The sequence below is a fragment of the Prosthecobacter sp. genome (assembly GCF_044232965.1).
Taxonomy (GTDB): domain Bacteria; phylum Verrucomicrobiota; class Verrucomicrobiia; order Verrucomicrobiales; family Verrucomicrobiaceae; genus Prosthecobacter.
The window spans coordinates 74740-101056 of sequence record NZ_JBIIKX010000003.1 but is presented as its reverse complement, the minus strand read 5'-3'; the positions used below and the strand labels follow the sequence as shown (position 1 = coordinate 101056).

The following is a 26317-nucleotide window of genomic DNA, read 5'->3' as shown; positions in this document are numbered from 1 at the left end:
GCGCAGCGGGCTTCCGGCGGGTCATTCCTGCGCGTCCTTGCGCCTTGGCTGCGCAGTTTTGCCAAAGTGCAGAGCAGGATTGTCGTTGTACAGCGGTCCTCTTTCGGACGGCAGAAGCGCTCCGCTTCTGAAATCCGCGTCACAAACAATGGAAGGAAAGTCGCGTGACAGCATGAAGACCGGTGCGGAGATTTACCACCTGTGATGTGCCACCCATGAGACGCCGCCCCCGAGCAATGCCGAAGCCTGACTGGCGCGCCAAAGTCGTCGAATGGAACACGGAGAAGGGCTATGGCTGGCTGCAATGGGCGGACAAACAGGTGTTCTTGCATCGCCGTGAGTACTCCGGTCCCAACCGCACGCCGGAGGTGGGTGAGGAAGTGCATTTCATCCTCGGCAAGGACGCCCAGGGGCGGCATTGCGCGAAGAACGCTGTTTCCGATCTCGGCAGAGGTTATGGCACGGGCTTTCTGAGTTTGCTGCTGCTGTGTGCCATGCTGGGACTCCCTGCGATTGCCGTTCAACGCCTGCCCATCGAGCTGTGGAAGACTACGGCCTATGCGCTGACGATCTCGCTGATCACTTACGCCGCCTATGCCAGCGACAAACGGCGTGCCCGCACGCGAGCCTGGCGCATCCCCGAGGCGCATTTGCATGTGCTGGAACTTCTCGGCGGTTGGCCGGGGGCCTGGCTGGCGCAGCGCCACTTGCGGCACAAGTGCTCCAAGGGCAGCTACCAGTTCATCTTCTTGCTGATCATCCTCATCCACCAGTTCGCCGCCTACGACTCGCTTCAGAACTGGCGGCTTTCGCGTGCCTTGATCAAGCACGTCGCGGGCACTTCGATCAGCACACACATCAACGACTTCTCGTGGGGGCTCACGGAAACTCGAAAACACCCGCAGATGCACAGGAACGAATGACAATTCTGCGAGTGTTTGAAGGACTGAGAGGAATGAGTCCGGTGCTTGGGTGCTGATACGAGAAAAGTGAAAAGCCAAGCGGTCATTTGCTTGCACGATTTTCATCGCATGCAGATCGTACCGGATGCCGCGAAATTTTAATCCTTTCACTGAACCCGAGGGCTTGCGCGAGCACTCCGGTGCCAACACTTGTCCATCCATCCAATTATGAGTCAAGGAGTTCGTGGCATAGAAGAAGCCACCAAACAAATACACACTTGGTTGCCCTTGCTGATTGGTGTGGTGTTTTTCGTCTTTGTTCTAGTGGTGGCTTTGAAGATCGCGTTCCGCTTTCTGATGCCTGCGAAGAAATCGTCTCAGAACGAGAGCGCGGAGACGATGACCGTGCAGTCCTTGAAGCCGGGCAAGGTGGTGGCTTATCCTTATGGCATTCGTGATGAGTTTCTCACGCCTGCGGAACTGTCGTTTCATCATGTGCTGCGTTCGGTTTTGTCTTCGGATGCCACCATTGCCATGAAGGTTCGTTTGAGTGATCTGCTGTTCACGCGCCAGCCCAACTCGAATCAGGGCGCGATGAATCGCATTCACATGAAGCATGTGGACTTTGTGATCTGTGAAACTGCGACGATGAAGCCACGCTTGGCAATCGAACTGGATGACGCCACTCACGGGCGGAGTGATCGCAAAGAAAGAGATGAGTTTGTTGACGAAGCATTCAAGGCCGCCGGACTGCCAGTCCTGCATGTCAAAGCCGCTCATGGCTATAATCCACCCCAGCTATTCGCTGACATTCAGAAGGCGATTACGAGCGCCTGATCCTGGCATGAGCAAAAACAACTACATCTTCGTCGATTACGAGAGCGTGCAGGAGATTGATCTGGCTCTCATCGAAGGCAAGCCGGTCAAGGTCTGGCTGTTTATCGGCGTGCAGCAGAAAAAGGTGCCGGTGGAACTGATGACACAGGTCCATCGACTCCACGCTCAGGTGGAGCTCGTTCAAGTCGAACGTGTGGGCAAGAACGCCCTCGATTTCATTCTGGCTCACCACACCGGCGGGCAGGCGGCGGCCGATTCAGAGGGCTTTTTTCACATCCTCTCCAAGGACAAAGGTTTTGACGCGCTCGTCGCCAATTTCAAAAGCCGGAAAATGATGGCGGCGCGCAGTGAGGTGTTTGCCAGCCTTCCGATGCTAGTGGATGTTCGGTCTTTATCACTCCAGGAACGTGTGCAGCAGGTTAGGAGCAAATTGACGGGCATGTTGGCCGGCGGCCTTCCCGGTAAGCTCAAAAAACTCCGCAGCACAATCAGCGCGCACTTTCGCGAGCAGTTGTCGGAAAAGGACGTGGAAGCCGTGCTGCAAGAGCTGCGTCAATCCAAAGTCATCAAGGTTTCCAATGAGTCGGTGAGCTATTTGATGGCCGGTAGCTTGACCGCATAGCATGAACGCGCGTTCTCATGTGCGCGTCACTTTTCCCTTCACCCGCCGTGATCCTGCGTCATGGTGCGCGGCATGACCCGGGAAGACGCCACCGCCATCTTTGAACGCATTGCCACGCTGCTTGAAATGCAGGGAGAAAACCCTTTCAAGGTGCGGGCTTACCGCACGGGGGCGGAGGTGGTGGAGAGCTTCAGCGGGGACATCATGAAACTGGCGGCGGAGAACCAGCTCGCGGGTATCAAGGGCCTGGGCGAGGCGCTGCGTGACAAGCTGCACGAGATGGCCACGACGGGTCGGCTGGAGTTTTACGAGAAGCTGAAAGCGGAGTTCCCGGACACGATTTTCGAGCTGTTCGATGTACAGGGCCTCGGGCCGAAGAAAATCGCCGCGCTGCATGCGGAACTCGGCGTCTCGTCCATCGCCGATCTCCGGCGCGCCTGTGAAAGCGGTGAGGCGGCCAAACTGTCTGGCTTCGGAGCGAAGACGGTGGAGAAAATCCTCGAAAGCATCGCTTTCCGTGAGCAGCATGCTTCGGAGTTCAAGCAGGACCAGGTGCATGCGCTGGTGCAGCAGATTTTGGAGGCGCTGCGGGAGCATCCGAATGTGTCGCAGGCGGAGATTTGCGGCAGTTTCCGGCGCGGGAAGGAGACGGTGCATGATCTCGACTTCCTCGTCTCCACCAAGCAGCCGGAGAAGGTCATCGAGTTCTTTGTGACGCTCCCGCAAGTCGTCGATGTCATCGCCCAAGGGCCCACCAAGGCCAGCATTCATGCCACGCATGGCGTGCAGTGCGATCTGCGGGCGGTTGCGAGCAAGGAGTTCCCCTTTGCGCTGATGTATTTCACCGGCAGCAAGGAGCACAACGTCGCCATCCGCCAGCGGGCGCTCAATCGCGGCTGGTCGCTCAACGAATATGCCTTTACCGAGGTGCCGGATCACGCGGACGCGCCGGTCATCCCGCCGGTGCATGACGAGGCGGACATTTACCGTGCTCTCGACCTCGACTTCATCGAACCCGAGCTGCGTGAGAACAAAGGCGAGATCGAGGCGGCGGAGCACGGCGGCCTGCCGCGACTGGTGCAGCTCGAAAACCTCCGGGGCGTCTTCCACAACCACACCACGGCGAGCGATGGCAAGGCAAGCCTGCGTGAGATGGCGGATGCCGCGCGTGATCTCGGTCTGCAATACCTTGGCATCTCCGACCACAGCAAATCGTCCTTCCAGGCCAACGGTCTCGATGAAAAGCGCCTGCTGGCGCAGATCGAGGAAATTCAGGCGCTCAACGCCGAACTCGATGACCTTCACGTCTTCGCCGGCTGCGAGGTGGACATCCTCAAAGACGGCAGCCTCGATTTCAGCGACGAGATCATGGCGCGGCTCGATTTCGTCGTGGCCTCCGTTCACAACGTCTTCAACCTGCCGGAGGCCGAGATGACGAAACGCATCATCCGCGCCATCGAAAACCCGCATGTCACCATGCTGGGCCATCTCACGGGCCGCTTGCTGCTGCAACGCCCCGGTTATGCCATCAACGTGCCCGCCGTGATCGACGCGGCCGCCGAGACGGGCACGATCATCGAGCTGAATGCCAGCGCGTGGCGTCTGGACATGGACTGGCGCTGGTGGCGGCTGGCGAAGGAGAAAGGGGTCAAATGCAGCATCAATCCCGACGCCCACAGCACGCAAGGCTTGCAGGCCGTGATCTACGGCATCAAAGCCGCCCGCAAAGGCTGGCTCACCCGAAACGATGTCATCAACTGCCTGCCTTTGGCGGACGTCAAAACGGCCTTGGGAGCGAAGCGGCAACGTTGAGCGCGTCGCTCTGGAGGCAGATTTCTTTTAAAAAGACTGAATTACTGCTTGCGGAGTATCCGGGACTCGCCAAGATGCGCGCTCCCGCCGCCCGACCTCCTTTGTGAGGTTGGACGAACAAGGTCCACCACGGTGCGCCTTACTTATCGGAGCCAGAACCGGAAAAGTCTGCGCCAGCTCGTTGAGAGCATGGTGCGCTGTCTTCCAGAACCGGCTTTTGATAAACGCCTCGGAATTCAGCTCTTTCACACCATGCCCACCATCAATCAACTCGTCAGACACGGCCGCAAAGACAAGGCGGTGAAGTCGAAGTCTCCCGCGCTCGCCAAATGCCCGCAGCGCCGCGGCGTCTGCCTCCAGGTGATGACCCGCACGCCCAAGAAGCCGAACTCGGCTCTTCGTAAGGTTGCCAAGGTTCGTCTGACCAACGGTTTTGAAGTGATCGCCTACATTGGCGGTGAAGGCCACAACCTTCAGGAACACTCCATCGTCCTCGTGCGTGGTGGTCGCGTGAAAGACTTGCCCGGTGTGCGTTACCACATCGTTCGTGGTACTCTCGACTGCCTGGGCGTGGAAGCCCGCCGTCGTGGCCGTTCCAAATACGGCGCGAAGCGTCCGAAGGCCGGTGCTGCCGCCGCCACCGCTAAGAAGAAGTAATTTCTCTGATTTCACCCTCCATCTCATCACGTCATGGCCCGCAGAAAACGCGTTTATAACAAAGAGGTTCGCAAGGACAGCCGCTACGATAGCGAGCTCGTCGCAGCGCTCATCAGCAACATCATGCTGGACGGCAAGAAATCGCTCGCCGAGCGCATTGTCTATACCGCCATTGAGCAGCTCAACGACAAGACCGACAGCGTCGATCCGCTTGAGCTTTTCAACCGCGCCATTGAAAACACCAAGCCGCGTGTTGAGGTCAAGGCCCGCCGCGTCGGTGGTGCCACCTACCAGGTGCCGCTCGAAGTTTCTCCTCGCCGTCAGGAATCCCTCGCCATGCGCTGGATCGTTGGTTACGCCCGTGGCCGCAAAGGCCAGGCGATGCACCGCGCCCTTGCCAACGAGCTGAAAGATGCTGCCCAAGGGCAGGGGAACGCCGTCCGCAAGCGCGACGACGTTCACAAGCAGGCCCAGGCCAACCGCGCTTTCGCCCACTTCCGCTTCTAATCTCTCCCATCTCGTTTTTCGTCCTCTTCACGTTTTTCCGACCCCATGTCGAACCCCAACTCCCCCAACCGCGAATACCCTCTTGAGCGCACCCGGAACATCGGGATCTGCGCCCACATTGACGCGGGCAAGACGACCCTGACCGAGCGTATTCTGTTCTACACCGGCATGATCCACAAGATCGGCGAGGTGCATGACGGCGCTGCGACCACTGACTGGATGGAGCAGGAAAAAGAGCGCGGTATTACGATCACCTCCGCCGCCGTGACGGCGCGCTGGAAGCAGCTCAAGGAAGAAGGCATCTACAAGTCCCGCGAGATGGAAGACCTTCGCGTGAATATCATCGACACCCCCGGGCACGTTGATTTCACCGCTGAAGTGGAACGTTCCCTCCGCGTGCTCGACGGCGCGATCTTCGTGCTTTGCGGCGTGGCCGGTGTGCAGCCCCAGTCTGAAACCGTTTACCGTCAGGCTGAGAAGTATGGCGTGCCTCGCATCGCCTTCGTTAACAAGATGGACCGTACCGGAGCCAACTTTGCCAACGTGGTGAAGGATGTGCGTCAGAAGCTGGGCGCTCCAGCCTTCCCAATTCTGGTTCCGATTGGTGCTGAGGAAAACCTTATCGGACAGATCGACGTGGTGAACCAGAAGGCTATCATCTACTCTGACGATGAAAAGTTTGGCTCCAAGTACACCGTCCGTGACCTTCAGGGCGACGAAATCGCCACAGCCAAGGCCGCTTATGATGAACTTTTGGACGCGGCTTGCAGCGCTGATGACGAGTTGGGCATGATCTTCCTCGAAGAGCGTCCGATCACTCCGGTGGAACTCAAGGCTGGCATCCGTCGCGCTGTGATCGCTAACAAGATCATCCCGATGGCCGGTGGTTCCGCCTTCAAAAACAAGGGCGTGCAGTATCTGATCGACGCCGTGATCGACTATCTTCCCGGCCCGCTCGACATCGCTCCACAGAAAGGCCACGTCATTGACGAGCCTGAAAACGAAGTTGTCGCCGTGCCAGATGACAACGGCAAGTTCATCGCCCTCGGCTTCAAGCTCTGGTCCGACAAGTTTGGCCGCCTCGTCTTCTTCCGAGTGTATTCCGGCTGCGTCCGCAAGGGGGACACCATCTACAATCCCCGCACCCGCAAGTCTGAGCGCGTGGGCCGCTTGATCCAGATCCAGGCCAGCGTGCATAAGGACATCGACTGCTGTTACTCCGGTGACATCGCCGCCCTCGTGGGTGTGAAAGATGTCCGCACGGGTGACACTTTCTGCGATGAGAGCCTCGACGTGCTCCTTGAGCCTCCGACCTTCCCAGAGCCCGTGATCTCCATGGCCGTCGAGCCAAAGACCAAGGGCGACCAGGAAAAGATGGGCAACGCCCTCCAGCGCCTCTCGGAAGAAGATCCGACCTTCTTCGTCAAGACCGACGAAGAAACCGGCCAGGTCATCATCGCCGGCATGGGCGAACTGCATCTCGAAATTCTCTGCGACCGCCTCAAGCGCGAGCACAAAGTCGAAACCAACACCGGCAAGCCGCAGATCGCCTACCGCGAGACGCTCACCATCCCTGCGGATGGCGAAGGCAAGCTCGTCAAGCAGTCCGGTGGTCGTGGTCAATACGGCCACGTCGTCATCAAGGTCCGCCCTGGTGAGAAGGGTTCCGGCGTCGTCGTCGAAAACAAAGTGGTCGGCGGTACCATCCCGAAAGAATTCATCAATCCTGCCAAGGCAGGTTGTATTGAGGCCGCTCTCAATGGCATCATCGCCGGTTATCCGGTGATCGACCTTCACATCGAACTCGTCGATGGCTCCAGCCACGAAGTCGATTCCAACGAAAACGCCTTCAAGATGGCCGGCATCTTCGCCGTCAAAGACGCGCTCAAGAAAGCCAAGTGCATCCTGCTTGAGCCGATCATGGCTGTGGAAGCCTCCACACCGGAAGATTACCAGGGCGACATCATGGGTGACCTTAACCGCCGCCGTGGCAAGATTCAGGGCATGGACAGCCGCGGTACCACCGCCATCCTCCGCGCTGAAGTGCCACTGGCCGAAATGTTCGGCTACTCCACGGCCATCCGCACCCTTTCCTCCGGCCGCGCCAGCTATTCGATGCAGCCTTCGCACTTCGAGCAGGTGCCGTCCCAGATTGTTGAGCAGATCGTCGAGCAACGCGGCGGCTCCAAGTAACCCACGCGCACTGAACCCCTTTACCCACGGATCACGTCATGACCAATCAACGCATCAGAATCCGCCTCCGCGCGTATGACTACCGCGTGCTCGACAAGAGCACTGCCGACATCGTCGAAACAGCGAAGCGCACCGGCGCCCGCGTCGCCGGCCCCATCCCGCTGCCAACCCGCATCGAGAAATTCACGGTGAACCGCTCCCCGCACGTCGATAAGAAGTCGATGGACCAGTTCGAAATCCGCACGCACAAGCGCCTGCTGGACATCGTCGATCCAACCTCCCGCACCGTGGATGAGCTGAAGAAGCTCAACCTCCCTTCCGGCGTGGACATCACGATCAAGATCTAACGCGGATACCCCATTTTACCCCAGGAGGACACACTCATGAGTCTCGGATTGATCGGCAAAAAATTAGGAATGACCAAGGTCTATGACGCCAAAGGCGACGCCGTGGCAGTCACCGTGGTCGATGTCAGCGGCAACACCATTCTTCAGGTGAAGCGCAGCGACGGCAAAGACAAGTACAGCGCCGTGCAGATCGGTTATGGCGACCAGCTCAAGGAATCCCGCGTCAGCAAGCCGCTGCTCGGCCACTTCAAGAAGCACGGTTGCACCACCGCTAAGCGCATCGTCAAAGAATTCCGCCTCACCGGCGACGACCAGCTCCCCGCTGAAGATGCCAAGCTTGACGCCGGCCTCTTCACCGCCGGACAGATCGTCGATGTGATCGGCACCACCAAGGGCAAGGGTTTTCAGGGCGTTGTGAAGCGTCACGGATTCGCCGGCCAGCCAGCCACTCACGGTCACATGATGCACCGTCGTCCTGGCTCCATCGGCTGCCGTTTGACCCCTGGTCTCGTCTGGAAGAACCAGAAGATGCCCGGCCATGACGGTGTCTCCCGCCGCACCACGCAGAATCTCGTCGTCGTGCAGAGCCGCCCTGAAGAAGGCGTCCTGCTCATCAAAGGCGCCCTCCCCGGCAACACAGGCAGCATCGTTGTGGTGCGCCCCGGCAAAAAAGCCGTCGTCAAAAAATAATCACGAGGAACTGAACCATGTCCGCGACCATTCTCTCAGCCGACGCCGCCAAGGCGGCCAACATTCAACTCACCGAGGGCTACAAAGGCTCCCAGGCGCTGAATGATGCCGTGGTGGCCTACCGCGCCAACCGCCGTCAAAGCAACGCCCACACTAAAAACCGTTCTGAAGTTTCCGGCTCCGGAAAGAAGCTCTGGAATCAGAAGGGAACCGGCAACGCCCGTATGGGCAGCAAGCGTTCCCCCATCTGGAGCGGTGGTGGCGTCGTCTTCGGCCCTCGCAACACCACTGTCTATGCGAAGAAGCTCCCCAAGAGCACCAAGAAGCTCGCCCTGCGCGCTGCTTTGACCGCCCGCATCCTGGACGGCGAGGTGCTCACCACCGCCAGCTTCGCCATCGCTGATGGCAAGACCAAAAGCTTCATCGCCGCCATCAACGGCCTAACCACCGCCAAGAAAGTGCTCCTCATCGGCAAAGGCTTTGATGAAGTCACCTTCCGCGCCGCCCGCAATGTCCAGAACGTCCAGCTCATCTCTGCTGACGACGTGAATGCCGAACACCTGCTGCTCTACCCGAGCGTGGTTGTCACCGGTGACGCTCTCGAAACCCTTGCCAAGAGGACCGCCTGATCATGAAAGACCTTCATAAAGTCATCAAAACCATCCGCCTGAGCGAAAAAGCCACGCTGCTTGGCGAACGGAACAACGAGTACGTGTTTTCCGTCGATGTCGATGCCACCAAGATCGACATCAAGCAGGCCGTCGAGAAGCTTCTCGGCAAAAAAGTCACTGGAGTGCGCACCGCCAACTACTTCGGCAAGGCCCGTCAGGAGCGTCGCGCCACCCGCGGAGGCATCGGCCGCACCAATCATTGGAAAAAAGCCATCGTTCGCCTCAAGGAGGGCGAAAAGCTCGATCTCGCTTAATCAGGGCCTTCCGCCCGCTGGTTCAACCTTTTAACTTACCTTACCGTCATGGCGCTGAAAACATTCAAGCCTACTACGCCCACCAATCGCTACAAGGAGTGGAACTCCTTCGACGAGATCACCAAGCACTCGCCGGAGAAAAGCCTCACTGTGGCCCTCCGCAAGTCCGGTGGTCGTAACAACACCGGCCGCATCACCACCCGTCACATCGGCGGTGGTCACGTCCAGCGTTACCGTCTCATCGACTTCAAGCGCACTCGTCGTGACGAGGCCGCCAAGGTCGTCGGCATCGAATACGATCCGAACCGCTCCGCCCGTATCGCCCTGGTCGAATACAAGGACGGTCAGCGCGCCTACATCCTCGCTCCAAACGCCCTCGGCGTGGGTGCCTTGGTGATGGCCGGTGAAAAAGCCGCTCCTGAAGTCGGCAACGCCCTTCCTCTGAGCAAGATCCCTCTCGGCACCTCGATTCACAACATCGAGCTCTCCCCCGGCAAAGGCGGCGTCGTCGCCCGTGCCGCCGGCCAGGCCGCCGTGCTCTCCAACCGTGAAGGCGAGTTCGCCCTCGTTCGCATGCCTTCCGGTGAAATCCGCAAGATCCTTTCCACCTGCTACGCCACGATCGGCCAGGTTGGCAATGTGGAGCACATGAACGTCGTCAGCGCCAAGGCGGGCCGCACCCGTTGGCAGGGCACCCGCCCGACCGTCCGTGGCATGTGCATGAACCCCATCGACCATCCGAACGGTGGTGGTGAGGGCCGTTCCAAGTCCGGTGGTGGTCGTCAGCATCTTCTCAGCCCCTGGGGCCACGCGAAGGGCGAGAAGACCCGCAACAAGAAGAAGGCCACGAACAAGCTCATCGTGCAGACCCGTCACGCCAAGAAGTAATCCATTCCTCACTCATCCCTTCACATGGCACGCTCCCTCAAAAAAGGCCCCTTCGTTCAGCAAGCCCTCCTCGAAAAGGTGGACAAGCTCAACGACGCCAAGCAGAAACGCCCTATCAAGACCTGGGCTCGTTCCTCCATGGTCACTCCTGACCTTGTTGGTCACACCTTCCTCGTTCACAACGGCAAGGACTTCGTGTCCGTGTATGTGACTGAAAACATGGTCGGCCACCGTCTCGGCGAATTCGCCCTCACCCGTCTCTTCAAGTCCCACGGTGCCGTCACCGTCAAGGCCGCCAAGTAATTCCTGAAGCACTGAGCACACCGATGTCCATCCGCCCCTCCATCACCCGGTTCACCCTCTCACTGCTTCTCGCGGTGGGTGTGGCTGGCGTGCGTGCGGATGACAAGCTCGAAAACCAGGAGCTGCTCATCTCGCTGCAAATCGCTGCGGCGAAGATTCAGGCGCTTGAGGCTGCGGCAACGTCCGCCAAGGACAAGAATGACGCGCTTGCCCAAAGCGCCGCCGCCGCCAATGCCGAAAGCAACGAGTTGAAGGACCGCTACGAAAAACTGCGCGGCCTGCTCGAAGGTCTCGGAGTCGGCGCCCTCGAAAACTCCAAAGATCAGACGCAGGAGCGCCTTCTGGCGGCCCTTAGCGACCTGCGCATCATGAAAGAGCAGCGCGACTCCCTCGCTGAGGCTCTCATTGAAGTGGCCGAGGCCGGCATGGGCCTCATGAACGCCGCGCCAAACGCCGATCCCGCCGCCAAGGACCGCGTCAACAAATCCATCAGCCAGGCAGATGCAGCGCTCGTCAAAGCAGGCGGCGGTCAGGACCAGCAGGCCGCTGGCGACCTGCAAAACGCCCGCGTGGTCAGCTTCAAGACTGAACTCGGCATCGCCGTCCTCTCCATCGGTGCCAAAGACGGTGTGAAGCCTGGAATGCCCTTTGAAATTTACCGTGAGGACAAGCCCATCGCCAAAGTCCTCATCACCGAAGTCCGCAACTCAGTCTGTGGTGCCGTGGTCCAAGAACTGGCCAGCAACAGCGATCCCGTCCGTGTGGGCGACCGGGGCCGTGTCGATCTCAACAAATCCCTCTAAAGAAGCAGCAAGTCTCGAACCCTCCGATTTATGTCCGTCCGTTCCGTCCTTAAATACGCCAGGATCTCCTCGCAGAAAGCCCGTCAGGTCACTCGCGCCATCACCGGCATGCCAGTCTCCCAGGCGCTCAGCGTTCTCGACTTCACTCCAAAGAAAGCAGCCTTCCTCGTGGGCAAGACTCTCCGCTCCGCCATCGCGAACGCTGAGAACAACCACGAGCAGGATGCTTCCGAGTTCATCGTCGAGTCCGCCATCGCCACTCCTGGCCCGTCCCTCGCCCGCATTATGCCGCGCGCCCGTGGCTCGGCTTCCCCGATCAAGAAGCGCATGACGCACATCACCGTGATCATCGGCGCTCCGAAAGTGGAAGAAGCGACTGAAGGCGCCAAGAAGGCTCCGAAGTCCGCCCGCCGTGACGCGCCTGCCAAAAAGAAGGCCGCCAAAGCCAAGAAAGTTTCCGAATAACCGCCCCCGAACCGCACCACCTCATTTTATGGGACAGAAAGTAAATCCGATCGGCTTCCGCCTCGCAGTCACCAAAGACTGGCGCTCCAAGTGGTATGCTCCTGAGAAAGAATATGCCGATTCGCTGCACAGCGACCTCGCCATCCGCTCCTACCTCAAGGAAAAGCTCATGCAGGCCGCGATCTCCAAGATCGTGATCGAACGCGCCTGGAACCAGGTCCGCGTGACCTTGCACACCGCCCGCCCCGGCCTCGTCATTGGTCGCAAAGGCCAGGAAATCGACGTGATGAGCCAGAAGGTCTCCGAAATGTGCGGTGGGAAGCAGGTCAAGATCGACATCTTCGAAATCAAGCAGCCAGAACTCGACGCCCAGCTCGTGGCTGAAGCCGTCGCCGTCCAGCTTGAGCGCCGTATCTCCTTCCGCCGCGCCATGAAGCGCTCCGTGCAGACCGCTATGGACATGGGTGCTGATGGCATCCGTCTCCGCTGCGCCGGCCGCCTCGGTGGTGCTGACATCGCCCGTGCCGAATGGTACCGCCAGGGCAAGGTGCCGCTTCAGACCCTGCGTATCCCGATTGATTATGGTTTCGCCGAAGCCAAGACCGTTTACGGCATCATTGGCGTGAAGTGCTGGATGAACCGTGGCAACGCCCCTGAAGGTGTCTCCCGTCCGTCCGGTGACCGTCGCCCTCGCAACAACGACCGTGGTGATCGTCGTCCAGGCGCTCCCGGCCCTCGTGGCGGTGAGCGTGGTCGCGGTCCTGGTGGTGGCGGCGGCGGCTACGGTGCCCCCGCCCCGGCTCCTGCGCCTGCCCAGGCATGATCTGATCCCACTTTTGAACTAACCCCTTTTCACCGGACCGAGACCTATGGCCCTTCTACCCAGCAGAGTAAAATATCGCAAGCATCAGCGCGGCAACCGCGGTGGCAATGCCACCAGCGGCAACAAGCTCGACTTCGGCGAGTTCGGACTCCAGACCCTTGAGCGCGGCTGGATCAAGAACATCCACATCGAAGCCTGCCGCGTCGCCATCACCCGCTATCTGAAGCGCAAGGGGAAGGTCTTCTGCCGCATCTTTCCCCACAAACCCGTCACCCAGCGCCCGCCGGAAGTCCGAATGGGTAAAGGCAAAGGCGCTCCGGAATTCTGGGTGGCCGTCGTCCTCCCCGGCCATGTGCTTTTTGAAATTTCCGGCGTGAACGAGGCTACCGCCCGCGAGGCCTGCCGTCTGGCCGCTACGAAGCTCGGCCTCCGCTGCCGCTTCGTCACCCGCGAAAGCCTGCACAAATAACACCCCTGCGAACTGAATTTATGAAGATCAAAGAACTCCGTGAATCGACTGTGGAAGAACTTTCCGCACGCCGTCGCGAACTGAAGCAGGAAGCCCTCAATCTGCGCATCCAGCAGAGCGCCGGTGGCGGCCAGCTCGAAAACCCAGCGCGCCTGACCCACATCCGCAAGGAGATCGCCCGCATCGAAACCATCATCACCGAGCGTACCCACGCCGCTGCCGCGAAGAAGGCCGCCTGATTCCGGCCCTAACCCCCTGAAGCATTTTCCAATATCATGAGCGAGGCCACAGCCCCCACCGTCCCCGAAAAGAAAGCCGTGCGCAAAACGCGCGTCGGCGTCGTGGTGTCCGACAAAATGACGAAAACCATCGTCGTTGAAGTTGAGCGCCGCGTTCCTCACCCACAGTTCAAAAAGATCGTGCGCAAGACCTCCAAGTTTTACGCCCATGATGAGAGCGAACAGGCCAAGGAAGGGGACAAGGTGCTCATCGCTGAGACCCGTCCGCTCTCGAAACTGAAGCGCTGGGAATTGGTTGAAGTGCAGAAGCACTAGGCCGTTTATTTTTTCAAACACGAACTCTTAGAAGGAGAAACAGCTTATGTTGCAAATGGAGTCCTCAATCCCGGTGGCTGACAACACCGGAGCCCGCCTGGCCACGATGATCGGCGTGCTCGGCAAGAAAAACACCCGCTTCGCCTACGTCGGCGACATCATCACCGCCCACGTCCGCGAGTCCACCCCGACCGCCGCCGTGAAGAAGGGTGAGGTCGTCCGCGCCGTGATCGTTCGCACCTCGCATCCGATCCGCCGCACCGATGGCTCGATCCTGCGCTTCGACAAGAACGCCATGGTCATCATCGACAAGGACAACAACCCGCGTGGCACCCGTATCTTCGGCCCCGTGGCGCGCGAGCTGCGCGACAAGAACTTCATGAAGATCGTCTCCCTCGCCCCCGAAGTGCTGTAATACCATGAGCCGAATCAAGACCCACGTCAAAAAAGGCGACACCGTCGTCGTCATCTCCGGAGCCGCCAAAGGCGCCCAAGGCACCGTGCTTGAGGTGCAGCCTTCCAAGAACCGCGTCCTCGTCGAGGGCGTCCGCATGATCAAGAAGGCCATCAAGCCCACCCAGCAGAACCAGAACGGCGGCTTCCAGGAAAAGGAAGGCCCCATCCACATCTCCAATGTCAAGCGCGTGGACGCGCCCGTAAAAGAGAAGAAAAAGAAAGTTGCCAAGAAGAAGGTGAAAGCCTAAATCCACGCCCCCCATTTGCCTCCCCCCTCGATCCGGTGCCACCAACGGCCCGGGCGGCGAGGGAAAGGCGGCACAGCCCGAAACTGAACCATGGAACACACCCTCCAGACCCTCTACAAACAGAAACGCACCGAACTGCAGACGCAGCTCGGCCTCACCAACATCCACGAAGTCCCCAAGCTTGAAAAAATCGTCGTTAACTGCTCAGTCGGCAGCCAGGGCGAACGCAAGCAGGCGATGGAGGACGCGGTGAACGAAGTCACTCTCATCACCGGCCAGAAGCCCATCATCACCAAGAGCAAGAAGGCCATCGCCAACTTCAAGCTTCGTGAAGGTGAAAACATCGGCGTCAAGGTGACCCTGCGCGGAGGCAAGATGTATGACTTCATGATGCGTCTCGTGCGCACCGCCATCCCGCGCATTCGTGACTTCCGTGGTGTCGCCCCCCGTTCGTTCGATGGTCGTGGCAATTACACCCTTGGCGTCTCCGACCAGTCCATCTTCCCTGAGATCGAGCTCGACAAGATCAAGCGCCCCCTCGGTTTCGACATCACTTTCGTCACCAGCACCAACAGTGACGATCATGCCCGTGAGATGCTGCGCGCGCTCGGCATGCCCTTCCGCACCCGCACCGTCCAGCCCAAGCAAGAAGGTGCTGAGGCCGCCGCCTAACCCGAACCGATTTTTTCCAGCGTCATGAACGACCCGATTTCAGATTTTCTCACGCGCATCCGCAATGCCTGTTCCGCCCAGCAGGAGCAGGTGTTCATCCCCTTCAGCAAGATGAAGGCCGAACTCTCCCGCATCCTTCAGGAAGAAGGCTACATCTGGGGCTACGAAGTGGACACCAACACCACTCACCCGCGTCTCAAGCTCAAGCTCAAGTACCAGGACAAGACTCCCGTCATCCGCAAGATCGACCGCGTCAGCAAGCCTGGTCTGCGCAAATACGTCGGCCATGACGAGATCCCCCGCGTGCTCGGCGGCCTCGGCATTTCCATTCTTTCCACCCCGCGTGGCATCATGACCGGTGCCAAGGCCCGCAAGGCCAATGTGGGTGGCGAACTTCTCGCCACCATCTGGTAAACCTCCAAACCGTCACAACCCTCATGTCACGCGTAGGCAAACAAATCATCAGCATCCCTGACAAGGTCAGCATCAAGCTAGGCGACGACCGTTCCGTTCAGGTCAAAGGACCGAAGGGCGAACTCGCCTGGACCCTCCCTCTTGGCGTCAAGGTCGCCACCGAGGCCAACCAAATCAACGTCACCCGCGAGTCCGAAGACCGTCGTGTGCGTGCCCTTCACGGCACCACGCAGCGCCTGATCACCAACATGATCGTTGGCGTCAGCCAAGGCTACACCCGCAACCTCGAGATCCATGGCGTCGGTTTCCGTGCCACCGTCAAAGGCAGCCACATCGACCTCCAGCTTGGCCAGTCCCATGACCGCCTGCACCCCATTCCGAAAGGCGTGAAGGTCACGGTCACAGAAAACACCAAGATCGCCATCGAAGGCATCGACAAGCAGATCGTCGGCCAGCTTGCCGCTGACATCCGCGCCTACTACCCGCCGGAGCCTTACAAGGCCAAGGGCGTCCGCTATGCGGGCGAACACATCCGCCGCAAGGCCGGCAAGTCCGTCAAGTAATCCCAGGAGACACCCATCATGGCCCTCACCAATCGCAAAGACATCCGCGCCCGCATCCACAAGCGCATCCGCCGCAAGCTCAGCGGCACCGCCGAGCGCCCCCGCCTCGCTGTGTATTTCTCCAACACGAACGTTTACGCCCAGGTCATCGACGACGCTGCTGGTAAGACAATCGTTTCGGCCTCCACCAAGGAAAAAGGCTACGGAGCTGGCAAGGCCAACGTCGAGAACGCCACCAAGGTCGGTGCGCTTCTCGCCGAGCGTGCCCTCGCCAAGAATATCTCCGAAGTGGTCTTCGACCGCGCTGGTTTCATCTATCACGGCAAGGTCAAAGCCCTCGCTGACGCCGCCCGTGAAAAGGGCCTGAAATTCTAATCCACCCGCATCCTTTTCTATTATGGCTGATGAAACAGTAGTTACCGAGACCGAAGCGGCCCCCGCCGTCGAGGCTCCGTCCCCAACCCCGGCTCCTGCCGCAGCCCCTTCTTATGGCGGCTTCCGTGGTCGTGATGACCGTGGTCCGCGTGAAGTGGATGGCATTGAAAAAGTCGTTCACATCAATCGTTGCGCCAAGGTCGTCAAAGGCGGCCGCCGCTTCAGCTTCAGCGCCCTCGTTGTCTCTGGCGACGCCAAAGGCAAGGTCGGCTGGGGATTTGGCAAGGCCAATGAAGTGTCCGACGCCATCAAGAAGGCTACCGAGGCTTCCCGCAAGAACCGTTTCTCCGTTCATCTCAAGGAGAGCACCATTCCTCATGAGGTCACTGGCGCCCACGGCGGCGGTTTCATCATGCTGAAGCCAGCCACGGCTGGTACCGGCATCATCGCCGGTGGCGGTGCACGCGCCGTGCTCGAAGCAGCCGGTGTGAAGGACGTGATCGGCAAGTCCCTCGGCTCCAGCAATCACGCCAACGTCGTCAAGGCCACGCTCGCCGCCCTCGGTGCCCTGCGTCCGGCTGACGAAATCCTCCGCGCCCGCGGCAAGGAGATCAAGGAGCGCAAGGCGCTCTAAACATTGAACTCTGAACAACGAACTTTCACATTCGAATGAGACTCCAAGACGTTAAACCCCGCCCCGGTGCCAAGAAGCGCCGCAAGCGCATTGGCTGCGGCGAAAGCTCCGGCCACGGCAAAACCTCCGGCAAAGGCAACAAGGGCCAGATGGCCCGTGCCGGCCGCGGCATCCGCCCAGGCTTTGAAGGCGGCCAGATGCCGATGCATCGCCGTCTTCCCAAGAAGGGCTTCAACAACACCGCTTTCCAGGACTTCATCGAAGTCGTGAACGTGGGCGAGCTCAATGAAGCCTTCCAGGACGGCGCTGTCATCAACGAGGCCGCTCTTCGTGAAGTGGGTCTCGTCAGCCGCAAGGCCGATGTCATCAAGATCCTCGGCACCGGTGATCTCACCGTCAAACTCACCATCCAGGGCGCGAAAGTCAGCGCCACGGCCCGTGAAAAAATCGAAAAGGCCGGCGGTTCCATCGCCGCCTGATTTTTCCTGACCCCAACCGCTTGATGGGCCGGTCCCCGCGCAGTCTCCAGGCTGCCAGGATAACCGGCCCGTTTTTGCTTATCAGCCTCCTCCCATGATCTCCGCCTTCGCCAACAGCTTCAAAGTCCCGGAACTTCGCTCGCGCATCCTTTTCACGCTGGCGATGATCGTCATCGTCCGCATCGGCACCTCCATCACGCTGCCCGGCGTCGATCCTGCCGTCCTCGGTGAATGGATCAACAACAAGGCGGGGGACAACGCCTCCGGTGCCGCCCAGGTCGCCGCCTTGCTCAACATCTTCAGCGGTGGTGGCATGCAGAACGTCGCCATCTTCGCCCTCGGCATCATGCCTTACATCAGCGCCAGCATCATGCTGCAGCTCCTCACCGCCGTGTGGCCGCCGCTCAGCAAGCTCGCTCGTGAAGAAGGTGGACGCCAGAAGATCACCCAGTACACCCGCGTCGCCACCATCGTGCTGTGCGTGTTCCAGGCCACGCTGCTCGCGCAGTCTCTCGCCGACCCCGGACAAAATTACCTCATGGCCGGTTTGCAGGACGCCATCGACCGTCTTGGCGGCAGACCGCTCGTGCCGAACTATGGCATCGGCTTTGTCTTCACCAGTGTCATCACCATCACCGCCGGCACCATGCTCATGATGTGGCTGGGCGAGCAGATCACCGAGCGTGGCATCGGCAACGGCGTCTCCATCCTCATCTGCGTGAACATCGTTTCCGACCTTCCGGGTGCTCTCATCCAGGTCTGGCAGACCTTCGTGGGCAGCGAAAAGGCCGATCCGAAGAGCGCTTTCACCCTTGTGCTTCTCATGGGCTTCATGATCATCGTCATCGCCGGCGTCATCGCCCTCACCCAGGCCACCCGCCGCATTGCCATCACCTACGCGAAGCGTGTCGTCGGCCGCAAGGTCTATGGCGGCCAGACGCAGTATCTCCCGCTCAAGATCAACTATTCCGGCGTCATGCCGATCATCTTCGCCCAGGCCATCCTGCTCTTCCCCTCCACCATCCTCGCCTCCCTCTTCAAGGATGTGAACTGGGTCCAAAAGCTCGCTCTCTACATGAGCAGCGGCTGGGTTTACTACGTCGCCTCCGCTCTGTTGATCTTCTTCTTCAGCTACTTCTGGGTCGCCACCATGTTCCAGCCCACGCAGATCTCGGAAGATCTCAAGAAGAGCGGCGGTTATGTGCCCGGCATCCGCCCAGGCAAGCCCACGGCTGACTTCCTCGACTTCACCATGAGCCGCCTCACCTTTGCGGGCGCCATCTTCCTCACCGGCTTGTACGTCATGCCCGGCATCGTCAGCAGCCTCATGCAGATCTCCAGTTCCGCCGCCCAGTTCTTTGGCGGCACCAGCCTGCTGATTCTGGTCGGTGTGGTGCTTGATGTCATGCGCCAGGTCGAAACCCATCTTCTGCAGAGCCACTACGACGGCTTCCTCAAGAAAGGCCGCATCCGTGGTCGTGTGGACCGTCTTCAGCAGGGCACCCGCACCATGGACGCCACCACGCTGGTGTGGATGTGGGTGGGCCTTGCCATCATCGTGCTCGTGGGCGTTGTGTACAAGCTGACGATTCAGTGACCTTCATTGACCGCGTCATGGCTCTCATGAAATCGGGGAACATCCCCATCCGCCACGGCGCACAGCGGCAGTCCATCCGCAAAGCCTGCCAGGTCGCCCGTGATGTCTTGCTCAAATCCGCCGCCCAGATCCACGCTGGCGCCACCACGGCCGAGATCGACCGTTTCGCCGCCGCTGAAATGAAGGCCCTCGGTGCCACCAGCGCCTTCCTCAACTACCGCCAGTTTCCCGGCAACATCTGCATCTCCATCAACGAGGAGGTCGTGCATGGCATCGGCGGCCCTCGGGTCATCCAGGACGGGGATGTCGTCAAAATCGACGTCGGCGTGTATTACGACGGCTGGGTCGGCGACAACGCCCTCACCGTGCCCGTGGGCAACGTCGCCCAGGAGACGATGCATCTTCTCGCCGCCACCGAGGAATCCCTCATCAACGCCGTCAACTACGCCCGAGACGGCTGGATGCTTGGCGACCTCTGCCACAGCGTCGAAAATCACGTCAGCCAGTACGGCTACACCGTCGTGCGCGAGTTCGTGGGTCACGGCGTCGGCCGCAAACTGCACGAGGAGCCCCAGGTGCCCAATTACGGTAAAAAAGGCGACCGTCCCCGTCTCAAGGCCGGCATGACCCTTGCCATCGAGCCCATGATCAACATGGGCACCGAGAAGACACGCATCCTGGCCGACAAGTGGACCGTCATCACCTCCGACCGCAAGCCTTCCGCCCACTATGAGCACGTCGTGCTCGTTACGGAAGACGAGCCGGAGATCCTCACCGCCCGAGGCCGCATGTTCCCGAAAGGCACCGCCGATCTCACGCCGCGTCCGGTTTCCGAGCTGGGTTGAGGTCCGCTTCTGAGTCGCCCAGCACGCTTGGCCTCACCAATGCGAGGCGCGTGGTTGTTCTAAACGGGCTTGGCATCTTTGGCCTGGATATGCACCTGCCCGCCTGGAAGGGGCCGTTGAAGCTTAGGCTGCCTTCTCATCCTTCGGATTCTTCAGCGCTCCATAGACCTTATGCAGCAAGTGCTCGACGGCGAGCTTCCGAAACTCCCCATCGGCCATGAGTTTCCCGAAGATCTCTTCGTTGCCTTCCATGCGGTCGATGACGAGCCCCTCGAAGGCTTTCTCGAAGACATAGCGGAAGTCGTCTTTCGAGTTCGCGGCGGCAGCCTTTTTGAGTGCGTCGCTCTCGATGGCCTCTTCCTGAATCTGGTCGAAGAAGAGCTGGTCAGCTTGAGTGAAGTCGGTGCCGAAGCGCTCGTTGAGGATGTCGATCAGTTCGGAGAGTTTGATCTTGGGGTCTTCCTGCCCGGTACCGACGTCGTTGGGGCCTTTGAGCGGCTTGCCGTCGCCAGTGTTAAGGTCGATCTGGCCTTCGCTGATCTTCTGGAGCCGGTAGTATTGCAACTCGACTTCGTCTTCGAGGTGATAGCCCGGGCCAGTGTCGCGCTTGGGCAGCTTGGTGAGCAGGAAGCGGAGGTAAGTGTAGAGCTGTTCCAGGTCCGAGTCCTGATACGGGATCACCTGCGAGAGGAAGCCATACATGTTGCGGAAGTTGACGAGCAGCGTCTTCACCGCTTCGCGTTCTTCCTCGTCTCGCTCTTTGAATCTCTCCACGGCCTGATCGAGGATGCCGCTCATCTCCGCCTGATCGTTGACGGTCTCCTTGCGGCGCGGCCTGAAATACACCGCGCAGAACGCCTTCACCTCTTCCTTGTGAATGAGCTGCGTCTCTTCGATCTGGTGCTGGAGACGGTAGAGGTGCTGCGCATCCGTCAGCGGCTCGGAGGGCGTGTCCTCATAGTAGGGTTTGAAAGCTTTGAAGATTTCCTCCGGCGTGTTGCGGAAATCGAGGATGAAGGTGTCTTCCTTGCCCGCACAGGTGCGGTTAAGGCGTGAAAGTGTCTGCACGGCCTGCAAGCCGGTGAGCTTCTTGTCCACATACATCGTGTGTAGAAGCGGCTGATCGAAACCGGTCTGATACTTCTCCGCCACGAGCAATACCTGGTATTCGTGGCTGTCGAAGCGCTCCGGCAGTTCGCTTTCCTTGATGTCGCCATTCATCCCCACTTCCGTGAAGCTCTTTCCCGGCGCTAGAGGGTCTTCGACGATGCCGGAGAAGGCCACCAGCGTCTTCACATCGGTATAGCCCTTCTCGGCAATGTAGGCATCGAAGGCCTGCTTGTAGCGCACGGCATGGAGCCGTCCATCCGTCACCACCATAGCCTTGGCGCGGCCGCCGATTTTGTGTTTCACATGGGTGCGGAAGTGCTCCACGATGACTTCCGTCTTGGTGCGTAGGTTCACCGCATGGAAAGTCAGCGTCCGTGCCAGGGCCCGCGCCGCTTTCTTCCGCTGCACATGCGGATCATCATCCCCCACCTGCACGAGGCGGAAATACGCCTCGTAGGTGATGTAATTCTTGAGCACGTCGAGGATGAACTTCTCCTCAATGGCCTGTCGCATCGTGTAGAGATGGAAGGGTGCCTGCCCCGTGGGGCCGGGTTCATCAAAGACCTTCAGCGTTTTGTATTTCGGCGTCGCGGTGAAGGCGAAGAAGCTCAAGTTCGGCTGCTTTCCGCGTTTCATCATCTCCCGCACCACACCGGCCAGATGATCCGCGTCGTCGTCCGGGTCCAATCCCTGATCGACCACGTATTGCGCAGCTTCTTCCTGCAATCGGTCCGCGTTGAGCACGCCTTTCAGTTCCATCGCGCTCTCGCCGGACTGCGAGCTGTGCGCTTCGTCCACGATGACGGCGAATTGTTTGTCCTTCGTGGAAATAGCAAGACCAGGGAGGCTCTCCTCCTGTAGCTTCTCCAGCGTCTCGGCAATGAAGGGAAACTTTTGCAGCGTGGTGATGATGATCGGCGTGCCGTTTGCCAGCGCCTGCACGAGCTGCCGCGTGTCCTCGTCCACCTTCTGCACCACGCCTTGCTTGTGGTCGAACTGGTAAATGGTGTTCTGGAGCTGCTGATCCAGGATGCGGCGATCCGTCACGACAATCACGGAATCAAAGACCTTCTTATCTGCCTCGTCGTGTAGGGAGGAAAGTCGGTGCGCCAGCCAGGCGATGGAGTTGGACTTGCCCGAACCAGCAGAGTTCTGGATCAGGTAATTGTGTCCCGGCCCGTGAGCTTTCGCGTGGCCTACCGTCCGCCGCACACAGTCGAGCTGGTGATACCGAGGGAAGATCATCGTCTCCTTGGTGATCTTCTTGATGCTCTCATCCGTCAGGATGCGCTTCTCCTCCACTTGCAGGTGCATGAAGCGCCCCAAGATGTCCAGCAGGCTGTCCCGCTGCCACACCTCACGCCACAGGTAGGCGGTGCGGTAGCCGCCATCCGCAGCCGGGGGATTCCCGGCATGGCCGTGGTTACCCAGGTTAAAGGGCAGGAAGTGCGTCTTGTCCCCGCTCAGCCGCGTGGTCATGAAGACCGCATCCTGATCCACGGCGAAATGCACCAGCGTGCGCTTGGTGAAATCAAAGAGCAGCTCCCGGCCATCACGGTCCTTCTTGTATTGCTTCTTGGCGTCCTCCACCGTCTGGCCGGAGAGCGGGTTCTTGAGTTCTGCTGTCGTGATGGGCAGGCCGTTGAGGAAGAGCACCAGATCGAGCGACCTGGAATGCTCCGTGCCGTAGTAGAGCTGCCGCGTCACGCTGAGCACGTTCTTGCCGTAGAGCGCCAGCGTGTCCGGGTTCATCCGGTTGTTCGGGGCAAAGACCGCCACGCGGAGCAGCTTGCCGTAGCATTTGAAGCCTTGGCGCAGCACCTTGAGCATGCCCTTCGTCTCCAGTTCCTTCACCAGATGATCCAGCACCACCTTGCCCGTCTCGTCCCCGTGGATGGCGTGCAGGCTCTTCCACATCTTCTCCTGTGTGGATTGGATGAAACCCAGCACCAGTGCGGGATCGAGCGCCCGCGACTTGTCGTAGCGGTCCTTCGCCACGCCCTCGCGGTAATCGACGAAGACATAGCCGCCCTGCTTGGTCAGGTGCTCAATGATCGCATCTTCGAGCCGGGCTTCGGTGTGCTTCTTCATGCGGCGGCTGGCTCAGGGCTTCCCCGCGCCGTATTCCGGCGGCTCTTCCCGCAACACCAGATCGTCGGCGGCCTGCGCTGCTCCTCCACCTGCGTGGATATGCCCGTTGAGCAGCGCCATTCGCTGCTCGCGGGTCAGCGCCGCGAGTTTGCGGCCGGTCTGCTCACGCAGGCGGCGCGACATCTCGACGGCATCAAAGGTCTTGGTCATCGTGGCTGGCATAGATCAACTCCTTGGGATTGATGATACTGACAGGCGCGTAACCTTGCAAGAGGTTCACCGCATTGAACCCGGCGGCGCGCCGCACGTTCACCAGGTGCTTGAAGTTCCAGCTCACCAGGTGATCCACCCGGTGAACCGTGCAGATGGCCACATGACGCGCGTCGTCCTCGAACTTTGTGCTCACCACTCCCGCCTTGAGATACTCCAGGGCCAGGTCTTCGATCTCGCCGGTGATGGGGAGCAGGTCTTTGGCGCGGTCAAAGGTTTCCTCAAACGTCTGCCTCACTTCCGGCGGCGCATCCGAGATTTCCTGCGCCACGAGACCCGAACTCAGGAACACCCACAAGCCGCCGGCGCGTTGCGCCCAAAGCTCGCGCGTGTCCGCCATCCATTCCGTGTCGTGGTAGCCGCCGATGACGGAGGTGTCGAGGTAGAGCGTCGGGATGTGCATGGCGGTCGGTGAGAGTTAAGCGGGAATCTTCACCCCACGCACGTCGATCTTCCCCGTCGTCGCGGCGGTGATCAGCGCGTTGCGGTATTCGGTTAGGCGGTCGATGGCCGTCTGGGTCTTCAGCGCAAGCTCATCAAGCTTTGCTGTTTCTAAATCGAGGTGAGCGACTATCGCCTCTTGTTCCGATTTAGGTGGTATCACTGCCTTTATTTGGCCGTAGCGGCTCGGATTCAAATTACATTGCCCGATTGCAATGAATGCGTTCGAACGAGCGACGCCAAGCATCCCTTCGGTGTTCAAAAGGTATGCAAAATACTCTGGCACACAGCTCGCCTCGGTCCGAATGCGAACAAGGTAAGAGGCAAAGCTCACCTCGAACTCTGTTTCCCCTGTAAACATTCCGACTTTCCCAATCAGGTCCAAACTGTTGGTCCGGTTGTATAGTAAGTCGCCACGGCGAAGCAGAAGATCGGCTGGGACTTCATCAATGAACTTCAGTCCCTCCAAGACTACTTTCCCGTTTTCAATATTGCCCATGCGAAGGATCGCTATCGCTCCTTCTGGTTCAAGCGACTCGGATATGCCGTAGTCAGTAGATAGAAACTTTCTTTTTATCTGACAGACTTCCCAATGCTTTGGCACTTGGCCGAGCCAGGGGATGCCGGAGTCTTTGAGGGGGGCAGCGGGGTTGAGGCCGCGGGTGACGGCTTGGGTGATGACCGCGAGGCGCTTCTCCTTGAGCTTCTCCAGCAGCTCCTTCTTCTTCCCGATCAGCCCGTCAATCTGCCCCGTCTTCCAGTCCAGAAACGCCGCGATTTGCTGCTGCTCGTCTTTCGTGGGCAATGGGAGCGTGAGGTCTTTGTATTTCTCCGCACTAAAGTTCTCAATGGTCGCCTGTATCAGTGTCGAACGAATGCAGGCCCAGTAGCACTCAGTCTGGAAGTAGTAGTTCGCGAAGCGTGGGAAAATGATGCTCTTGTCTGGTCGGCAGCGGATCAAATAACCGGCATACGCAGCCCGGCCCCAGCTCGCCAAATATTGAAAGCTCTTGCCCACAGTCGCTCCACTGCGAGCAAGGAGAATGTCTCCGTCTTGGAGCAGGTAAGGAGCCGCAACACTTTCCTCCAATGAACGGAATGTGTCGTCGTGAAGCGTGCCATCAGCTTTGACATCCGTGATGCGGATGTATCGGGGAAGAGCCGGATCATCCAAAACAGCCGCCTCATTTGCGCCATACATGAGCGGTTCAGATGCCACGAAGCGGAGCCGCCTAGCCGACCAGTGCTCCGGCAGATCGCCGAGCCATGCGACACCGCTGGGTCTGTTTTTTGGGTAAGTCGGATGTTTCACAGCCAGATGGGTGATTGCTCCCAGCCGACAGGGAAGCCCATGTCGGCGGTGGGAATGTCGTGGTAGGCAACCAGCAGGGCGATGAGGCGCTGCGGCCAGTGACTGGCGGGCGCGGCCTGTCGCAGGAGATAGCGCAGCACGCTGAGGAGTCCGAACAGCCGGTCATCCCGGATGGCAACGGGCTGATGCCACTGCGGGTGTTTGTTGGCCCGGGGAATCTGCGGGCGCAATCCGAAGACACGGTTCCAAACCCGTGCGTGATGGGCGCAGAGATTGCGCGCTTGATTGAGCGCGCGCAGCCAGGACTCAAACACGGTGTCGGCAACGCCGAACTGCGCGGCGAGCTTTTGCTGGAGCGGCTTCGCGAGGCCGCGATACAGGGTGAACATGCTGCCGAAGGTCATCAACTCGCAGGCCATCCAGAGGGGAAGGTCCGTCTCGGACGTGTATTTGCTGAAGAAGTGGGTGACGAAGGTCTCGCGGCTGCGACGTGCCTCCTCGCGGATGCGGTCCAGCATTTCCCGGTGTTCATGCACCTGGAGGCCGGGAAGGTTGGCGCGGTCCAGATAGCCGAAAGCACCATGCAAGAGGGTGTGATCGTTCACGATGCGGGTGCGGATGAGCACCTCCGCGCGCTCGATGGCGTCCAGCAGAAGGAAGCGCATCTGGCGATCAAAGGTGTAGCGTCGCCAGATGATCTCCAGAGTCGTGCCAGGAGCGAATGTGTCATCGGGCTGGCGGAAGGGCACCCAATAGGCACTCAGCCGGTAGTAACTGACGGCCTGCAGCTTCTCTTCAATTTCGGCCTTGGATGCCGCCTGCAATCCACGCGCCAGCAACTGGTCGGCTTGATCGCCAAACGTGAGGGCTGATTTCGTGTATTTCATGCTTCCGGCCCTCCGTTCGCAGGCATAAAAAACCCGCCAGTATTGAGCTTGTCCTTGCGGATAGAGGCTTGGCGGGTGTGCTGCTGTGACAAAGCCACGGCATGATCGACCGTCAAGCGCTTATTG

The 26317-nt window shown here is 59.6% G+C and carries 34 protein-coding genes; 29 read left to right on the top strand and 5 right to left on the bottom strand.

Going from position 1 to position 26317, the window contains the following annotated elements; translation table 11 throughout:
* Nucleotides 1–215: 215 nt before the first annotated feature.
* From ACILSI_RS02240 to map, 29 genes are all read left to right on the top strand, one after another.
* Nucleotides 216–923 carry a DUF1294 domain-containing protein gene (locus ACILSI_RS02240; protein WP_395720205.1) on the top strand — a complete coding sequence of 236 codons (708 nt, stop codon included), beginning with the start codon at nucleotides 216–218 and terminating at the stop codon, nucleotides 921–923.
* Nucleotides 924–1112: 189 nt separating this feature from the next.
* Nucleotides 1113–1739 (top strand): DUF2726 domain-containing protein, encoded by a 627-nt coding sequence (locus ACILSI_RS02235; RefSeq protein WP_395720204.1) that lies wholly within the window; start codon nucleotides 1113–1115, stop codon nucleotides 1737–1739.
* 7 nt (nucleotides 1740–1746) lie between these two features.
* Complete coding sequence (locus tag ACILSI_RS02230) at nucleotides 1747–2361, top strand: PIN domain-containing protein (RefSeq protein ID WP_395720203.1); 615 nt, start codon at nucleotides 1747–1749, stop codon at nucleotides 2359–2361.
* Between the two features lie 72 nt (nucleotides 2362–2433).
* Complete coding sequence (gene polX, locus ACILSI_RS02225; RefSeq protein ID WP_395720202.1) at nucleotides 2434–4173, top strand: DNA polymerase/3'-5' exonuclease PolX; 1740 nt, start codon at nucleotides 2434–2436, stop codon at nucleotides 4171–4173.
* A 252-nt stretch (nucleotides 4174–4425) separates the two neighbouring features.
* Entirely contained in the window at nucleotides 4426–4830 is a 405-nt protein-coding gene (gene rpsL / locus ACILSI_RS02220; protein WP_395720201.1) for a 30S ribosomal protein S12, read from the top strand.
* A gap of 33 nt (nucleotides 4831–4863) precedes the next feature.
* A complete protein-coding gene (rpsG, locus tag ACILSI_RS02215; protein WP_395720200.1) occupies nucleotides 4864–5337 on the top strand; it encodes a 30S ribosomal protein S7 in 474 nt (157 codons plus the stop codon).
* A 45-nt stretch (nucleotides 5338–5382) separates the two neighbouring features.
* Complete coding sequence (fusA, locus tag ACILSI_RS02210; RefSeq protein WP_395720199.1) at nucleotides 5383–7530, top strand: elongation factor G; 2148 nt, start codon at nucleotides 5383–5385, stop codon at nucleotides 7528–7530.
* A gap of 38 nt (nucleotides 7531–7568) precedes the next feature.
* Nucleotides 7569–7877, top strand: coding sequence for a 30S ribosomal protein S10 (gene rpsJ / locus ACILSI_RS02205; RefSeq protein WP_294398955.1), 309 nt, complete (start codon nucleotides 7569–7571; stop codon nucleotides 7875–7877).
* A 36-nt stretch (nucleotides 7878–7913) separates the two neighbouring features.
* Nucleotides 7914–8567: a 50S ribosomal protein L3 gene (rplC, locus tag ACILSI_RS02200; RefSeq protein WP_395720198.1), complete on the top strand. Its 654-nt coding sequence runs from the start codon at nucleotides 7914–7916 to the stop codon at nucleotides 8565–8567.
* 17 nt (nucleotides 8568–8584) lie between these two features.
* Nucleotides 8585–9196, top strand: a complete 612-nt coding sequence (gene rplD, locus ACILSI_RS02195) for a 50S ribosomal protein L4 (RefSeq protein WP_395720197.1) — start codon at nucleotides 8585–8587, stop codon at nucleotides 9194–9196.
* Between the two features lie 2 nt (nucleotides 9197–9198).
* Complete coding sequence (gene rplW / locus ACILSI_RS02190; RefSeq protein WP_395720196.1) at nucleotides 9199–9492, top strand: 50S ribosomal protein L23; 294 nt, start codon at nucleotides 9199–9201, stop codon at nucleotides 9490–9492.
* A gap of 48 nt (nucleotides 9493–9540) precedes the next feature.
* Complete coding sequence (rplB, locus tag ACILSI_RS02185; RefSeq protein ID WP_395720195.1) at nucleotides 9541–10380, top strand: 50S ribosomal protein L2; 840 nt, start codon at nucleotides 9541–9543, stop codon at nucleotides 10378–10380.
* A 24-nt stretch (nucleotides 10381–10404) separates the two neighbouring features.
* Nucleotides 10405–10683, top strand: coding sequence for a 30S ribosomal protein S19 (rpsS, locus tag ACILSI_RS02180; protein ID WP_395720194.1), 279 nt, complete (start codon nucleotides 10405–10407; stop codon nucleotides 10681–10683).
* 23 nt (nucleotides 10684–10706) lie between these two features.
* Nucleotides 10707–11486, top strand: a complete 780-nt coding sequence (locus ACILSI_RS02175; RefSeq protein WP_395720193.1) for a hypothetical protein — start codon at nucleotides 10707–10709, stop codon at nucleotides 11484–11486.
* A 30-nt stretch (nucleotides 11487–11516) separates the two neighbouring features.
* Complete coding sequence (gene rplV, locus ACILSI_RS02170; protein ID WP_395720192.1) at nucleotides 11517–11951, top strand: 50S ribosomal protein L22; 435 nt, start codon at nucleotides 11517–11519, stop codon at nucleotides 11949–11951.
* A gap of 28 nt (nucleotides 11952–11979) precedes the next feature.
* A complete protein-coding gene (gene rpsC / locus ACILSI_RS02165; protein WP_395720191.1) occupies nucleotides 11980–12774 on the top strand; it encodes a 30S ribosomal protein S3 in 795 nt (264 codons plus the stop codon).
* 46 nt (nucleotides 12775–12820) lie between these two features.
* Nucleotides 12821–13243, top strand: a complete 423-nt coding sequence (gene rplP / locus ACILSI_RS02160) for a 50S ribosomal protein L16 (protein WP_395720190.1) — start codon at nucleotides 12821–12823, stop codon at nucleotides 13241–13243.
* 20 nt (nucleotides 13244–13263) lie between these two features.
* Nucleotides 13264–13482, top strand: a complete 219-nt coding sequence (rpmC, locus tag ACILSI_RS02155; protein WP_395720189.1) for a 50S ribosomal protein L29 — start codon at nucleotides 13264–13266, stop codon at nucleotides 13480–13482.
* A gap of 36 nt (nucleotides 13483–13518) precedes the next feature.
* Entirely contained in the window at nucleotides 13519–13797 is a 279-nt protein-coding gene (gene rpsQ / locus ACILSI_RS02150; protein WP_395720188.1) for a 30S ribosomal protein S17, read from the top strand.
* A 46-nt stretch (nucleotides 13798–13843) separates the two neighbouring features.
* The gene (rplN, locus tag ACILSI_RS02145; RefSeq protein ID WP_395720187.1) at nucleotides 13844–14212 is read left to right on the top strand and encodes a 50S ribosomal protein L14; all 369 of its coding nucleotides are present in this window, start codon (nucleotides 13844–13846) and stop codon (nucleotides 14210–14212) included.
* A 4-nt stretch (nucleotides 14213–14216) separates the two neighbouring features.
* Complete coding sequence (gene rplX, locus ACILSI_RS02140; RefSeq protein ID WP_395720186.1) at nucleotides 14217–14501, top strand: 50S ribosomal protein L24; 285 nt, start codon at nucleotides 14217–14219, stop codon at nucleotides 14499–14501.
* Nucleotides 14502–14591: 90 nt separating this feature from the next.
* Nucleotides 14592–15173: a 50S ribosomal protein L5 gene (gene rplE / locus ACILSI_RS02135; RefSeq protein WP_395720185.1), complete on the top strand. Its 582-nt coding sequence runs from the start codon at nucleotides 14592–14594 to the stop codon at nucleotides 15171–15173.
* Between the two features lie 24 nt (nucleotides 15174–15197).
* A complete protein-coding gene (gene rpsH / locus ACILSI_RS02130) occupies nucleotides 15198–15587 on the top strand; it encodes a 30S ribosomal protein S8 (protein ID WP_395720184.1) in 390 nt (129 codons plus the stop codon).
* A gap of 23 nt (nucleotides 15588–15610) precedes the next feature.
* Nucleotides 15611–16150: a 50S ribosomal protein L6 gene (rplF, locus tag ACILSI_RS02125; protein ID WP_395720183.1), complete on the top strand. Its 540-nt coding sequence runs from the start codon at nucleotides 15611–15613 to the stop codon at nucleotides 16148–16150.
* A gap of 15 nt (nucleotides 16151–16165) precedes the next feature.
* Nucleotides 16166–16525, top strand: coding sequence for a 50S ribosomal protein L18 (gene rplR / locus ACILSI_RS02120; RefSeq protein ID WP_395720296.1), 360 nt, complete (start codon nucleotides 16166–16168; stop codon nucleotides 16523–16525).
* A 22-nt stretch (nucleotides 16526–16547) separates the two neighbouring features.
* On the top strand, nucleotides 16548–17159 hold the full coding sequence (rpsE, locus tag ACILSI_RS02115) for a 30S ribosomal protein S5 (RefSeq protein ID WP_395720182.1): 612 nt from the start codon (nucleotides 16548–16550) through the stop codon (nucleotides 17157–17159).
* Nucleotides 17160–17194: 35 nt separating this feature from the next.
* Nucleotides 17195–17638 (top strand): 50S ribosomal protein L15, encoded by a 444-nt coding sequence (gene rplO, locus ACILSI_RS02110; RefSeq protein ID WP_395720181.1) that lies wholly within the window; start codon nucleotides 17195–17197, stop codon nucleotides 17636–17638.
* A 94-nt stretch (nucleotides 17639–17732) separates the two neighbouring features.
* Nucleotides 17733–19235 carry a preprotein translocase subunit SecY gene (gene secY, locus ACILSI_RS02105; RefSeq protein ID WP_395720180.1) on the top strand — a complete coding sequence of 501 codons (1503 nt, stop codon included), beginning with the start codon at nucleotides 17733–17735 and terminating at the stop codon, nucleotides 19233–19235.
* A 26-nt stretch (nucleotides 19236–19261) separates the two neighbouring features.
* Nucleotides 19262–20080, top strand: a complete 819-nt coding sequence (map, locus tag ACILSI_RS02100) for a type I methionyl aminopeptidase (protein ID WP_395720179.1) — start codon at nucleotides 19262–19264, stop codon at nucleotides 20078–20080.
* 123 nt (nucleotides 20081–20203) lie between these two features.
* Here the strand turns inward: map and ACILSI_RS02095 are convergent, their stop codons facing one another.
* From ACILSI_RS02095 to ACILSI_RS02075, 5 genes are read right to left on the bottom strand one after another with little or no spacing between them, the layout of a single operon-like run.
* Nucleotides 20204–23281 (bottom strand): type I restriction endonuclease subunit R, encoded by a 3078-nt coding sequence (locus ACILSI_RS02095; protein ID WP_395720178.1) that lies wholly within the window; start codon nucleotides 23279–23281, stop codon nucleotides 20204–20206.
* A gap of 12 nt (nucleotides 23282–23293) precedes the next feature.
* A complete protein-coding gene (locus ACILSI_RS02090; protein ID WP_395720177.1) occupies nucleotides 23294–23491 on the bottom strand; it encodes a hypothetical protein in 198 nt (65 codons plus the stop codon).
* Complete coding sequence (locus ACILSI_RS02085; RefSeq protein ID WP_395720176.1) at nucleotides 23475–23954, bottom strand: hypothetical protein; 480 nt, start codon at nucleotides 23952–23954, stop codon at nucleotides 23475–23477. Before ACILSI_RS02085 ends, ACILSI_RS02090 begins: the two co-directional genes overlap by 17 nt.
* A gap of 15 nt (nucleotides 23955–23969) precedes the next feature.
* The gene (locus ACILSI_RS02080; RefSeq protein WP_395720175.1) at nucleotides 23970–25304 is read right to left on the bottom strand and encodes a restriction endonuclease subunit S; all 1335 of its coding nucleotides are present in this window, start codon (nucleotides 25302–25304) and stop codon (nucleotides 23970–23972) included.
* Entirely contained in the window at nucleotides 25301–26191 is an 891-nt protein-coding gene (locus ACILSI_RS02075; RefSeq protein ID WP_395720174.1) for an Abi family protein, read from the bottom strand. The genes ACILSI_RS02080 and ACILSI_RS02075 overlap by 4 nt, the downstream gene beginning before the upstream one ends.
* Between the last annotated feature and the right edge of the window lie 126 nt (nucleotides 26192–26317).

Excerpts from the sequence above, each read along its gene's own strand:
- rpsL (WP_395720201.1), top strand. The coding sequence starts at position 4,426 with ATGCCCACCATCAATCAACTCGTCAGACACGGCCGCAAAGACAAGGCG.
- fusA (WP_395720199.1), top strand. The coding sequence starts at position 5,383 with ATGTCGAACCCCAACTCCCCCAACCGCGAATACCCTCTTGAGCGCACC.
- ACILSI_RS02095 (WP_395720178.1), bottom strand. The coding sequence starts at position 23,281 with ATGAAGAAGCACACCGAAGCCCGGCTCGAAGATGCGATCATTGAGCAC.
- rpsG (WP_395720200.1), top strand. The coding sequence starts at position 4,864 with ATGGCCCGCAGAAAACGCGTTTATAACAAAGAGGTTCGCAAGGACAGC.
- rplE (WP_395720185.1), top strand. The coding sequence starts at position 14,592 with ATGGAACACACCCTCCAGACCCTCTACAAACAGAAACGCACCGAACTG.
- rplO (WP_395720181.1), top strand. The coding sequence starts at position 17,195 with ATGAGACTCCAAGACGTTAAACCCCGCCCCGGTGCCAAGAAGCGCCGC.
- rpsS (WP_395720194.1), top strand. The coding sequence starts at position 10,405 with ATGGCACGCTCCCTCAAAAAAGGCCCCTTCGTTCAGCAAGCCCTCCTC.
- ACILSI_RS02175 (WP_395720193.1), top strand. The coding sequence starts at position 10,707 with ATGTCCATCCGCCCCTCCATCACCCGGTTCACCCTCTCACTGCTTCTC.
- rpmC (WP_395720189.1), top strand. The coding sequence starts at position 13,264 with ATGAAGATCAAAGAACTCCGTGAATCGACTGTGGAAGAACTTTCCGCA.
- polX (WP_395720202.1), top strand. The coding sequence starts at position 2,434 with ATGACCCGGGAAGACGCCACCGCCATCTTTGAACGCATTGCCACGCTG.
- rpsC (WP_395720191.1), top strand. The coding sequence starts at position 11,980 with ATGGGACAGAAAGTAAATCCGATCGGCTTCCGCCTCGCAGTCACCAAA.
- secY (WP_395720180.1), top strand. The coding sequence starts at position 17,733 with ATGATCTCCGCCTTCGCCAACAGCTTCAAAGTCCCGGAACTTCGCTCG.
- rplW (WP_395720196.1), top strand. The coding sequence starts at position 9,199 with ATGAAAGACCTTCATAAAGTCATCAAAACCATCCGCCTGAGCGAAAAA.
- ACILSI_RS02090 (WP_395720177.1), bottom strand. The coding sequence starts at position 23,491 with ATGACCAAGACCTTTGATGCCGTCGAGATGTCGCGCCGCCTGCGTGAG.
- rplC (WP_395720198.1), top strand. The coding sequence starts at position 7,914 with ATGAGTCTCGGATTGATCGGCAAAAAATTAGGAATGACCAAGGTCTAT.
- rplB (WP_395720195.1), top strand. The coding sequence starts at position 9,541 with ATGGCGCTGAAAACATTCAAGCCTACTACGCCCACCAATCGCTACAAG.
- rpsE (WP_395720182.1), top strand. The coding sequence starts at position 16,548 with ATGGCTGATGAAACAGTAGTTACCGAGACCGAAGCGGCCCCCGCCGTC.
- rpsH (WP_395720184.1), top strand. The coding sequence starts at position 15,198 with ATGAACGACCCGATTTCAGATTTTCTCACGCGCATCCGCAATGCCTGT.
- rplX (WP_395720186.1), top strand. The coding sequence starts at position 14,217 with ATGAGCCGAATCAAGACCCACGTCAAAAAAGGCGACACCGTCGTCGTC.
- rplN (WP_395720187.1), top strand. The coding sequence starts at position 13,844 with ATGTTGCAAATGGAGTCCTCAATCCCGGTGGCTGACAACACCGGAGCC.
- map (WP_395720179.1), top strand. The coding sequence starts at position 19,262 with ATGAAATCGGGGAACATCCCCATCCGCCACGGCGCACAGCGGCAGTCC.
- rpsQ (WP_395720188.1), top strand. The coding sequence starts at position 13,519 with ATGAGCGAGGCCACAGCCCCCACCGTCCCCGAAAAGAAAGCCGTGCGC.
- rplP (WP_395720190.1), top strand. The coding sequence starts at position 12,821 with ATGGCCCTTCTACCCAGCAGAGTAAAATATCGCAAGCATCAGCGCGGC.
- ACILSI_RS02230 (WP_395720203.1), top strand. The coding sequence starts at position 1,747 with ATGAGCAAAAACAACTACATCTTCGTCGATTACGAGAGCGTGCAGGAG.
- rplD (WP_395720197.1), top strand. The coding sequence starts at position 8,585 with ATGTCCGCGACCATTCTCTCAGCCGACGCCGCCAAGGCGGCCAACATT.
- ACILSI_RS02085 (WP_395720176.1), bottom strand. The coding sequence starts at position 23,954 with ATGCACATCCCGACGCTCTACCTCGACACCTCCGTCATCGGCGGCTAC.
- rplF (WP_395720183.1), top strand. The coding sequence starts at position 15,611 with ATGTCACGCGTAGGCAAACAAATCATCAGCATCCCTGACAAGGTCAGC.
- ACILSI_RS02240 (WP_395720205.1), top strand. The coding sequence starts at position 216 with ATGAGACGCCGCCCCCGAGCAATGCCGAAGCCTGACTGGCGCGCCAAA.
- rpsJ (WP_294398955.1), top strand. The coding sequence starts at position 7,569 with ATGACCAATCAACGCATCAGAATCCGCCTCCGCGCGTATGACTACCGC.
- rplV (WP_395720192.1), top strand. The coding sequence starts at position 11,517 with ATGTCCGTCCGTTCCGTCCTTAAATACGCCAGGATCTCCTCGCAGAAA.
- ACILSI_RS02075 (WP_395720174.1), bottom strand. The coding sequence starts at position 26,191 with ATGAAATACACGAAATCAGCCCTCACGTTTGGCGATCAAGCCGACCAG.